This is a genomic window from Marinomonas pontica, from assembly GCF_026191375.1.
Lineage (GTDB): Bacteria > Pseudomonadota > Gammaproteobacteria > Pseudomonadales > Marinomonadaceae > Marinomonas > Marinomonas pontica.
This window is the reverse complement of sequence record NZ_JAODTL010000004.1, coordinates 24,148-34,574: the sequence shown is the minus strand read 5'-3', so window position 1 is coordinate 34,574 and position 10,427 is coordinate 24,148. Positions and strand designations below refer to the sequence as shown.

The following is a 10,427-nucleotide window of genomic DNA, read 5'->3' as shown; positions in this document are numbered from 1 at the left end:
GCATTACGAATACGTGTAAACATATCCGCAAGGGTATCTTGCATACTCATTTAAGAGCTCCTAATTTAAAAAACCATTGTGCAGCAAATAGAGCTCGCGCATAGTACACAGCAGCGAGCAGAATGTCCAGTATTTAGACACCCCACTCGCTGCCATGTATTATGATCGCGCTCTACTTGCTTACCAACTAGCTTTCTTCAAGCCTGGTACGTCACCGCGCATTGCTGCTTCACGCAACTTAATACGTGACAAACCGAAGCGACGGTAAACACCGTGCGGACGGCCTGTAACTTGGCAACGGTTACGCTGGCGTGAAGAAGATGAATCGCGTGGAAGCGCTTGCAATTTAAGCGTTGCTTCCCACTTTTCATCGTCCGATGCATTAACGTCGCTAATGATCGCCTTTAGAGCAGCACGCTTTTCAGCGAACTTTGCTACTAATTTGGTACGTTTTGCTTCGCGTTGAATCATTGATATTTTAGCCATGATTCCTACCTCTTATTTCTTGAAAGGGAAATTAAAGGCGGCTAACAAAGCACGACCTTCTTCATCGGTACGAGCAGTCGTTGTGATAGTAATGTCCATACCACGTACACGATCCACTTTATCGTAATCGATTTCAGGGAAGATAATCTGCTCTTTAACACCCATGCTGTAGTTACCACGACCGTCGAAAGACTTAGGATTAAGCCCTCGGAAGTCACGGATACGTGGAATAGCAACATCAACCAAACGGTCAAAGAAATCCCACATACGCTCACCACGTAGCGTTACTTTACAACCGATCGGGTAACCGTCACGGATTTTAAAGCCTGCTACAGATTTACGCGCCTTAGTCACTACAACTTTTTGGCCGCTAAGTGCTTCAAGATCGTTTACCGCATGCTCAAGAAGTTTCTTGTCTGCGATAGCTTCACCAACACCCATATTTAGTGTGATTTTAGTGATTTTCGGCACTTCCATCACGTTCTGGTAGCTAAACTCTTCTGTAAGTTTTGCTACCACTTGATCTTTATAAACTTGCTTAAGTCTCGCCATGGCTATAATTCTCGCTCTTAGGCGTCGATCGCTTCACTATTTGATTTAAAGATACGCACTTTAGTGCCGTCTTCGTTCAATTTAAAGCCGACGCGATCCGCTTTACCAGTAGCATTGTTAAAAATGGCTACATTAGAAACCCGGATAGGTGCTTCTTGTTCAACGATACCACCAGTTGAACCCTTCATAGGGTTTGGCTTTTCGTGTTTCTTAACAGTATTAATACCAGAAACAAGAACTCGGTTTTCGTCTACTACCTTAACAACTTTACCGCGTTTGCCTTTGTCTTTCCCAGCAATCACGATAACTTCGTCGTTACGTTTGATTTTGCGCATAATGTCCCCTCTCCCTCTTACAGCACTTCAGGTGCAAGAGAAACAATTTTCATGAACTGCTCAGTACGCAATTCACGTGTTACAGGGCCAAAGATACGAGTACCAATAGGCTGTCCTGAAGCATTCAATAGAACCGCTGAGTTTACATCAAAACGGATTACTGAGCCATCAGAACGACGAACACCTTTCTTAGTTCTAACAACAACTGCGTTTAGAACCTGCCCTTTTTTAACACGACCACGTGGGATCGCTTCTTTCACTGTGACCTTAATGATGTCACCGATAGCAGCATAACGACGATGTGAGCCACCCAGTACTTTAATACACTGAACACGCTTTGCGCCGCTGTTATCTGCTACATCAAGCATCGATTCTGTTTGAATCATTACTGCTCTCCAATCAAATTAGATAACAAGTCTCACGAAGGAAGGAGCAGCTTATACAGCTGCTGCTTTCTCGACAACTTGAACCAGATTCCAAGTCTTAGACTTAGAGTAAGGACGTGTTTCAACGACCTTAACGGTATCACCGATCTGACACTCATTGTTTTCATCGTGAGCGTGTAGTTTAGTAGAACGACGGATGAACTTACCGTATAAAGGGTGTTTCTCTGTACGCTCAACTAGTACCGTGATGGTTTTATCCATCTTATCGCTAACTACTTTACCAGTAGCTGTACGCGCTTTTGTTTCTGCCATCTTAGTTACCTGCCTTATCATTTAGCACGGTTTTAACACGTGCGATATTGCGGCGAACTTGCGAGAGCAAATGAGTTTGCGCTAACTGACCAGTGGCTTTCTGCATGCGCAGAGTAAATTGCTCACGTAGTAGTTCAATCAAGGTCGCTTGTAGCTCAGCTACAGACTTTTCTTGCAGTTCTTTTGCTTTCATCTACATCACCGTACGCGTTACGAAAGTTGTGGACAGAGGAAGCTTAGCAGCAGCCAACGCGAATGCTTCGCGAGCTAACTGTTCTGATACACCCTCAACTTCATAAAGCATTTTTCCAGGTTGAATCTGTGCAACCCAGTATTCTACGCTACCCTTACCTTTACCCTGACGAACCTCAAGAGGCTTTTGGGTAATCGGCTTATCAGGGAACACACGAATCCAGATTTTACCGCCACGTTTGATGTGACGAGTCATTGCACGACGCGCCGCTTCAATTTGACGAGCAGTAAGACGACCACGTTCAGTGGACTTCAATCCGAATTCACCAAAGCTAACTTGGTTTCCGCGAAGAGCAAGACCGCGGTTACGGCCTTTCTGCATCTTGCGGAACTTAGTACGTTTCGGTTGTAACATGACTTACCCCCTACTTAGACTTCTTCTTTTGTGCGCCTTTATCAGCACGCACTTGTTCAATACCGCCCAAGATTTCGCCTTTGAAGATCCACACTTTTACGCCAATGATGCCGTAAGTTGTAGCTGCTTCATAAGTAGCGTAGTCAATGTCAGCGCGTAGAGTGTGTAGAGGTACACGACCTTCACGGTACCACTCAGCACGTGCAATTTCTGCACCGCCCAAACGACCACTTACCTGAACCTTGATACCTTTCGCGCCTGCACGCATAGCATTTTGTACTGCGCGCTTCATAGCACGACGGAACATAACACGACGCTCAAGTTGGCTAGCAATGTTTTGCGCAACCAATTTCGCATCCATTTCAGGCTTACGAATTTCTTCGATGTTGATGTGGACAGGTACGCCCATCATTTCAGAAACTGCATTACGTAGTTTCTCAACATCTTCGCCTTTCTTACCAATCACAATACCTGGACGGGCAGTGTGAATAGTAATGCGAGCTGTTTGAGCAGGACGCTGAATCTCGATACGAGAAACAGAAGCCTGAACCAATTTTTTCTCCAAGTACTCACGAACCTGAAGATCATTTAATAACAGCTTAGAGTAGTTTTGATTATTCGCATACCAAGTAGAAGTATGATCTTTAACTATCCCTAGGCGTATACCAGTTGGATGAACCTTCTGACCCATTGGGTTTCTCCTAATTAGTCAGCGACTTTAACTGTGATATGGCAACCGCGTTTTAGAATACGGTCAGCACGGCCTTTGGCACGTGGCATAATACGTTTCAGAGTCATAGCCTCATCAACGTAAGCCGTAGACACACGCAAGTCATCTACATCAGCACCTTCGTTATGCTCAGCGTTAGCAATAGCAGACTCTAGTACTTTCTTGACAATTACTGCCGCCTTTTTAGGACTGAACGTTAAAATGTTCAGTGCTTCGCTAACAGATTTGCCGCGGATTTGATCTACAACCAAACGGGCCTTCTGCGCTGAGAGGCGAGCACCCTTCAATGAAGCGCTTACTTCACTCATGTTAATACCCCTTATTACCGTTTGGCTTTCTTGTCCGCAGCATGACCACGATATGTACGGGTCGGAGCGAACTCACCCAATTTATGACCGACCATATCTTCAGTTACTAGAACTGGAACATGCTGGCGACCATTATGGACAGCGATAGTCAACCCTACAAAATCAGGGAAGATAGTTGAACGGCGTGACCAAGTCTTAATTGGACGACGATCATTTTTCTCTACCGCAGCCTCTACCTTTTTCAACAAATGAAGGTCGATAAAAGGACCTTTTTTTAGTGAACGTGGCACAGTCGTTTCCTCTTATTACTTAGTACGGCGACGTACAATAAGTTTATCAGTACGCTTGTTGCTGCGCGTTTTGTAACCTTTAGTAGGCACACCCCATGGTGTAACTGGGTGACGACCACCTTTGCTACGACCTTCACCACCACCATGTGGGTGATCCACTGGGTTCATCGCCGCACCGCGAACGGTAGGACGAACACCACGCCAACGCGTAGCACCAGCTTTACCAAGAACTCGCAAGCTGTGCTCGGAGTTTGATACTTCACCTAAAGTAGCGCGACATTCTGTCAATACTTTACGCATTTCACCTGAACGTAGGCGAAGCGTTACGTAACGACCTTCACGAGCAACTAGCTGAGCAGAAGCACCAGCAGAACGTGCAACTTGTGCACCTTTACCTGGCTTTAGCTCGACACAGTGTACGGTACTACCAACTGGAATATTTTGCAGAGGCAAAGTATTACCCGCTTTGATAGGCGCATCTGCACCACTTAAAACAACATTGCCTGCAACCATACCTTTGGAAGCGATAATGTAACGACGCTCACCATCAGCAAATTTAATCAATGCAATATTTGCAGAACGGTTTGGATCATATTCCAAACGCTCAACTACCGCAGGAATCCCATCTTTATTGCGACGGAAATCTACCATACGATAATGCTGCTTATGACCACCACCTACGTGACGCGTAGTGATGCGTCCGTTATTGTTACGTCCACCTGATTTGCTTTTCTTATCAAGCAAAGGTGCATATGGTGCGCCTTTGTGCAAATCGTTGTTAGTAACTTTAACAACGTGACGACGGCCTGCAGACGTTGGCTTACTTTTTACAACAGCCATTGACCTATCTCCCCTTATTCAGCGACCATGAAATCAATGTCTTGGCCTTCTGCCAAACGTACGTACGCTTTTTTAACGTCTTTACGCTTGCCTAGACCACGAACTGTACGCTTTGTTTTACCTTTTTGGTTCAACGTACGAACAGACTCAACTTTGACTTCAAAAAGCGCTTCGATAGCTTGTTTGATTTCAGGTTTCGTTGCATCACCAGTCACACGAAAAACATACTGACCATTGCCTTCAGCTACGATCGTTGCTTTTTCGGAGATATGTGGACCCAACAGAACTTTATATATACGTTCGCCGATCATGCTAGTGCCTCCTCAACTTGTTTCAGAGCACCAACTGTCACCAACACTTTGTCGTAAGCAATCAAGCTAACAGGGTCGATAGACGCTGCATCACGCACATCTACGTTAGGAATGTTGCGAGCCGCTAAAAACAGATTGTCATCCAAATCATGGGAAACAATCAAAGCGTTCTCAATATTCAATTCTGTCATTTTTGCTATGAAGAGCTTAGTTTTTGGAGCTTCCAATTTAAGATCTTCAACCACAACAAGACGGTCTTGACGTACAAGCTCAGACCAGATGGTGCGCATTGCTGCACGATACATCTTCTTGTTCACTTTCTGAGAGTGATCCTGTGGTTTCGCAGCGAAAGTAACACCACCAGAGCGCCATAGAGGGCTACGGATAGTACCTGCGCGTGCACGACCAGAACCCTTTTGTTTCCAAGGTTTGCGTCCACCACCTGCTACTTCAGAGCGAGTTTTTTGTGCACGTGAGCCTTGACGAGCGCCAGCCAAGTAAGATGTAACTACTTGGTGAACCAACGCTTCGTTATATTCACGAGCAAAGGCTACGTCAGAAACTTCAACAGTCCCTTCTGCGCCTGTTAGATTCAAGTTCATTGTCTACCCCTCTTAGCGAGCTTTAACAGCTGATTGAAGAATAACATCACCATTTACTGCACCAGGTACGGCACCTTTCACAAGGATAAGGTTACGTTCTGTGTCTACACGAACCACTTCTAGTGATTGAGTAGTTACTTGTGCAGCACCCATATGGCCAGCCATCTTCTTGCCTTTCCAAACACGACCAGGTGTTTGACATTGGCCGATGGAACCAGGTGCACGGTGAGACAATGAGTTACCATGTGTAGCATCTTGCGTACGGAAATTATGACGCTTAATGGCACCTTGAAACCCTTTACCCTTTGATTGACCAGTTACATCAACCATTTGGATAGATTCGAAATCAGCAACAGTTAGCTCATCACCAACATTGATTTCTTTTTCATCACCAGAAAGGCGGAACTCCCACAAACCACGACCTGCTTCAACGTTCGCTTTTGCGTAATGACCTGCAGCAGCTTTGTTAACGCGGCTCGAACGACGAGAACCCACAGTAACCTGAACAGCTTGGTAGCCATCAGTTTCTGCTGTTTTCACCTGAGTAACGCGGTTCGGTTCAACCTCGATGACGGTTACTGGCACGGATACACCTTCTTCAGTGAAGATACGTGTCATTCCGGCTTTGCGTCCGACTAATTGAATAGCCATTTTTTACCTCATTTGCCAGTTGTGTATGGGGCTATCACCCGCTACGGCTGATCATTCCAGATCATTCCACTATTGTGCATATAGCCGACTGATTCCAGCCGGTTGTCGCACCCCAAACTTTGAGCTATTAACCCAAAGAAATTTGTACTTCCACGCCTGCCGCAAGGTCTAGCTTCATTAGAGCATCAACAGTTTTTTCTGTTGGCTCAACGATGTCTAGAACGCGTTTGTGTGTACGGATTTCATACTGATCACGCGCATCTTTATTTACGTGTGGAGAAATCAATACTGTATAACGCTCTTTGCGAGTAGGAAGTGGAATCGGTCCACGTACTTGCGCACCTGTACGTTTCGCTGTGTCCACAATTTCTTGTGTTGAAGCATCAATCAAACGATGATCAAATGCTTTCAGACGAATACGGATTTTTTGGCTTTGCATTTCCAACTCCAAATACAATGTTTTAATGACTTAACTGTACATTTATTAAGCCACAATCCTTTTTTAAGGACGGCGAATATTAGCCATTCAAAAACTGGTTGTCAAGTAACCAATTTCGAACAGACACAATAAACCACAAAATAAAAAGGCCACCCGATATGGGGTGGCCTTTTTGTTAAATCAAAACTAACAGATATATTTATCTATTACTTGATGATTTTAGCAACAACACCAGCACCAACTGTACGGCCACCTTCACGGATCGCGAAACGTAGACCTTCGTCCATCGCGATTGGGTGAATTAGAGCAACAGTCATTTGAATGTTATCACCAGGCATAACCATTTCTACGCCTTCTGGAAGAGAACAAGCACCAGTTACGTCAGTTGTACGGAAGTAGAACTGTGGACGGTAGCCTTTGAAGAATGGAGTGTGACGACCACCTTCATCTTTACCTAGAACGTACACTTCTGCTTCAAACTCAGTGTGAGGAGTGATTGAACCAGGCTTAGCCAATACTTGACCACGCTGAACGTCTTCACGTTTAGTACCACGTAGAAGAATACCACAGTTCTCACCTGCACGACCTTCGTCAAGCAACTTACGGAACATCTCAACACCAGTACAAGTTGTTTTAGTAGTATCAACGATACCAACAATCTCAACTTCTTCTTGGATTTTGATGATGCCGCGCTCAACACGACCAGTAACTACAGTACCACGACCTTGGATAGAGAATACGTCCTCGATAGGCATCAAGAAAGCACCGTCAATCGCACGCTCTGGCTCTGGAATGTACTCGTCTAGAGTTTCAACAAGCTTCTTAACAGCAGTTGTACCCATTTCGTTGTCGTCTTCGCCGTTCAATGCCATCAAAGCAGAACCTGGGATGATTGGAGTATCATCACCTGGGAAGTCGTATTCAGAAAGAAGGTCACGCAATTCCATCTCAACCAACTCTAGCATTTCAGCGTATTCTTCAGAATCCGCACCGCCACAGTCTTCAGCCAACAAGTCAGCTTTGTTTAGGAAAACTACGATGTAAGGTACACCTACTTGACGAGAAAGAAGGATGTGCTCACGAGTCTGAGGCATTGGGCCGTCAGTTGCACCACAAACTAGGATAGCGCCGTCCATTTGAGCAGCACCAGTGATCATGTTTTTAACATAATCGGCGTGTCCAGGACAGTCTACGTGTGCGTAGTGACGAGTTGGAGAATCGTACTCTACGTGTGAAGTAGAGATTGTGATACCACGCTCACGCTCTTCAGGAGCATTATCGATACCGTCAAAAGCAACAGCCGTTCCGCCGAATACTTCTGCACAAACACGAGTCAATGCTGCAGTTAGAGTTGTTTTACCGTGGTCAACGTGACCGATAGTACCAACGTTAACGTGTGGTTTATTACGTTCGAATTTACTCTTTGCCATGATACATACACCTTAAGAATTAGTAAGTATGATGATTAATCTTCATTTTTGATGATCGCGTCTGCCACACTAGCCGGTGCTTCAGCGTATTTCTCAAACTCCATTGCATAACTCGCACGCCCTTGCGACAAGCTACGCACGTCAGTCGCATACCCGAACATCTCCCCTAAAGGAACTTCAGCTCGAATTATTTTGCCTGACGGGGAATCGTCCATCCCCTGAACAAGACCACGACGACGATTCAGGTCTCCCATCACGTCACCCATGTATTCTTCAGGAGTCACAACTTCCACTTTCATTACAGGTTCAAGAATACAAGGATCAGCGTCAACCGCTCCTTTTCTTAATCCCTGAGAAGCTGCAATTTTAAAGGCCATTTCATTAGAGTCAACATCATGGAATGATCCATCGAATAACACAACCTTCAGCCCCAACAATGGAAAGCCTCCAATTACACCATTCTTCATTTGCTCCGAAACACCCTTTTCTACCGCAGGGATGTATTCTTTAGGAATAGCACCACCAACAATCTCGTTAACAAACTCAAGCCCATCTTTATCCGTTGGGATCAACTTCATTACGACGTGACCGTATTGACCACGACCACCGGATTGACGCACAAATTTGTGATCAACCACCACTTCTTTGCGAATTTTTTCCCGATAGGAAACTTGAGGCTTACCAATGTTCGCCTCCACCTTAAACTCGCGACGCATACGGTCGACAAGAATATCAAGATGCAGCTCACCCATACCGGATATAATTGTTTGACCCGTCTCCTCGTGCGTTTCCACACGAAACGACGGATCTTCTTGCGCAAGTTTACCCAGCGCAACACCCATTTTATCCTGATCTGCTTGAGACTTTGGCTCAACAGCAACAGATATAACAGGCTCAGGAAACTCCATTCGCTCAAGTACAACCACATCATCCATATCGCAAAGCGTATCGCCTGTGGTTACGTATTTCATACCCACAGCAGCAGCAATATCACCTGCTAATACTTCTTTGATTTCTTCGCGATTATTCGCATGCATCTGGACCATTCGACCAATGCGCTCACGCTTCTGCTTAACAGAATTGTAAACCGCATCACCAGAACGCAACATTCCAGAATAAACACGAATAAAGGTTAATGTGCCGACAAATGGATCCGTTGCTATCTTAAATGCCAATGCCGAGAACGGAGCCTCATCATCAGCAACTCGAGTAACAACAGTTTCACCATCCTCAAGCGTTCCTTCGATCGCTTTAACTTCAAGCGGCGAAGGTAAATATTCAACAACAGCATCCAGAACAGCTTGCACACCTTTATTTTTAAAGGCGGAACCACACGTCACCAAAACAATCTCGTTTGCCAACGTACGAGCACGCAAACCGCTCTTAATATCATCAACAGACAACTCACCTTCTTCAAGGTACTTATCCATTAACTCTTCATTCGCTTCCGCTGCGGCCTCAACCATCTGCTCACGCCATTCTAATGCTTCAGAAAGCATGTCAGCAGGAATATCCTCTAAAGAGAATGTCATCCCCTGATCGTCTTCATTCCACATCACAACTTTCATCAGCACCAAATCAATCACGCCTTTGAAGTCTTCTTCAGCGCCAATGTTGATTTGAATCGGAACAGCATTTGCGCCAAGTCGAGTTTTCAGCTGCTGTACAACTGAAAAGAAATCCGCCCCCGTACGGTCCATCTTATTGACGAACACCATACGTGGCACTTCATACTTATTCGCTTGACGCCAAACTGTTTCTGTTTGAGGCTGCACACCCGAAGATCCACAAAGCACAACAACAGCACCATCAAGAACACGCAATGAACGCTCTACTTCAATCGTAAAGTCTACGTGCCCAGGCGTATCAATAATATTAATACGATGCTCTTCAAACTGCTTATTCATCCCACTCCAGAAGCATGTTGTAGCCGCTGAAGTAATAGTAATACCACGCTCTTGTTCTTGCTCCATCCAATCCATTGTTGCGGCACCATCGTGCACTTCACCAATTTTATGAGACAAACCTGTGTAGAAAAGAACGCGTTCAGTTGTCGTCGTTTTACCTGCATCAACGTGCGCACAAATACCGATATTACGGTAGCGGTTGATAGGTGTTTTACGTGCCACTGTGTATCTTTCTCCGGAT

Annotated in this window: 17 protein-coding genes; all 17 read right to left on the bottom strand. The window is 45.2% G+C overall.

Annotated elements, in window-relative coordinates; all coding sequences use genetic code 11:
• Positions 1-180: 180 nt before the first annotated feature.
• A complete protein-coding gene (gene rpsN, locus N5P32_RS00375) occupies positions 181-486 on the bottom strand; it encodes a 30S ribosomal protein S14 (RefSeq protein WP_226754447.1) in 306 nt (101 codons plus the stop codon).
• Positions 487-498: 12 nt separating this feature from the next.
• The gene (gene rplE, locus N5P32_RS00370; protein WP_265727228.1) at positions 499-1,038 is read right to left on the bottom strand and encodes a 50S ribosomal protein L5; all 540 of its coding nucleotides are present in this window, start codon (positions 1,036-1,038) and stop codon (positions 499-501) included.
• Between the two features lie 17 nt (positions 1,039-1,055).
• On the bottom strand, positions 1,056-1,373 hold the full coding sequence (gene rplX / locus N5P32_RS00365) for a 50S ribosomal protein L24 (RefSeq protein ID WP_265727227.1): 318 nt from the start codon (positions 1,371-1,373) through the stop codon (positions 1,056-1,058).
• Between the two features lie 17 nt (positions 1,374-1,390).
• Positions 1,391-1,759: a 50S ribosomal protein L14 gene (gene rplN / locus N5P32_RS00360; RefSeq protein WP_067020125.1), complete on the bottom strand. Its 369-nt coding sequence runs from the start codon at positions 1,757-1,759 to the stop codon at positions 1,391-1,393.
• 51 nt (positions 1,760-1,810) lie between these two features.
• Positions 1,811-2,071 carry a 30S ribosomal protein S17 gene (gene rpsQ, locus N5P32_RS00355; protein WP_110577371.1) on the bottom strand — a complete coding sequence of 87 codons (261 nt, stop codon included), beginning with the start codon at positions 2,069-2,071 and terminating at the stop codon, positions 1,811-1,813.
• Position 2,072: 1 nt separating this feature from the next.
• On the bottom strand, positions 2,073-2,264 hold the full coding sequence (rpmC, locus tag N5P32_RS00350; protein WP_110577370.1) for a 50S ribosomal protein L29: 192 nt from the start codon (positions 2,262-2,264) through the stop codon (positions 2,073-2,075).
• A complete protein-coding gene (gene rplP / locus N5P32_RS00345) occupies positions 2,265-2,678 on the bottom strand; it encodes a 50S ribosomal protein L16 (RefSeq protein ID WP_110577369.1) in 414 nt (137 codons plus the stop codon). It lies immediately after the preceding gene.
• Positions 2,679-2,688: 10 nt separating this feature from the next.
• Entirely contained in the window at positions 2,689-3,369 is a 681-nt protein-coding gene (rpsC, locus tag N5P32_RS00340; RefSeq protein WP_110577368.1) for a 30S ribosomal protein S3, read from the bottom strand.
• Positions 3,370-3,383: 14 nt separating this feature from the next.
• Complete coding sequence (gene rplV, locus N5P32_RS00335) at positions 3,384-3,716, bottom strand: 50S ribosomal protein L22 (RefSeq protein WP_110577367.1); 333 nt, start codon at positions 3,714-3,716, stop codon at positions 3,384-3,386.
• Between the two features lie 14 nt (positions 3,717-3,730).
• Positions 3,731-4,006 (bottom strand): 30S ribosomal protein S19, encoded by a 276-nt coding sequence (rpsS, locus tag N5P32_RS00330; RefSeq protein ID WP_012071932.1) that lies wholly within the window; start codon positions 4,004-4,006, stop codon positions 3,731-3,733.
• A 15-nt stretch (positions 4,007-4,021) separates the two neighbouring features.
• Positions 4,022-4,846, bottom strand: coding sequence for a 50S ribosomal protein L2 (gene rplB / locus N5P32_RS00325; protein ID WP_265727226.1), 825 nt, complete (start codon positions 4,844-4,846; stop codon positions 4,022-4,024).
• A 14-nt stretch (positions 4,847-4,860) separates the two neighbouring features.
• A complete protein-coding gene (gene rplW / locus N5P32_RS00320; RefSeq protein ID WP_265727225.1) occupies positions 4,861-5,157 on the bottom strand; it encodes a 50S ribosomal protein L23 in 297 nt (98 codons plus the stop codon).
• On the bottom strand, positions 5,154-5,759 hold the full coding sequence (rplD, locus tag N5P32_RS00315; RefSeq protein WP_265727224.1) for a 50S ribosomal protein L4: 606 nt from the start codon (positions 5,757-5,759) through the stop codon (positions 5,154-5,156). The genes rplW and rplD overlap by 4 nt, the downstream gene beginning before the upstream one ends.
• Before the next feature lie 12 nt (positions 5,760-5,771).
• Positions 5,772-6,410: a 50S ribosomal protein L3 gene (gene rplC / locus N5P32_RS00310; protein WP_111608628.1), complete on the bottom strand. Its 639-nt coding sequence runs from the start codon at positions 6,408-6,410 to the stop codon at positions 5,772-5,774.
• 127 nt (positions 6,411-6,537) lie between these two features.
• Positions 6,538-6,849 (bottom strand): 30S ribosomal protein S10, encoded by a 312-nt coding sequence (gene rpsJ, locus N5P32_RS00305; protein WP_012071937.1) that lies wholly within the window; start codon positions 6,847-6,849, stop codon positions 6,538-6,540.
• A gap of 206 nt (positions 6,850-7,055) precedes the next feature.
• Entirely contained in the window at positions 7,056-8,279 is a 1,224-nt protein-coding gene (gene tuf / locus N5P32_RS00300) for an elongation factor Tu (protein WP_265727223.1), read from the bottom strand.
• Positions 8,280-8,314: 35 nt separating this feature from the next.
• Positions 8,315-10,408, bottom strand: a complete 2,094-nt coding sequence (gene fusA / locus N5P32_RS00295) for an elongation factor G (RefSeq protein ID WP_265727222.1) — start codon at positions 10,406-10,408, stop codon at positions 8,315-8,317.
• Positions 10,409-10,427 lie beyond the last annotated feature (19 nt).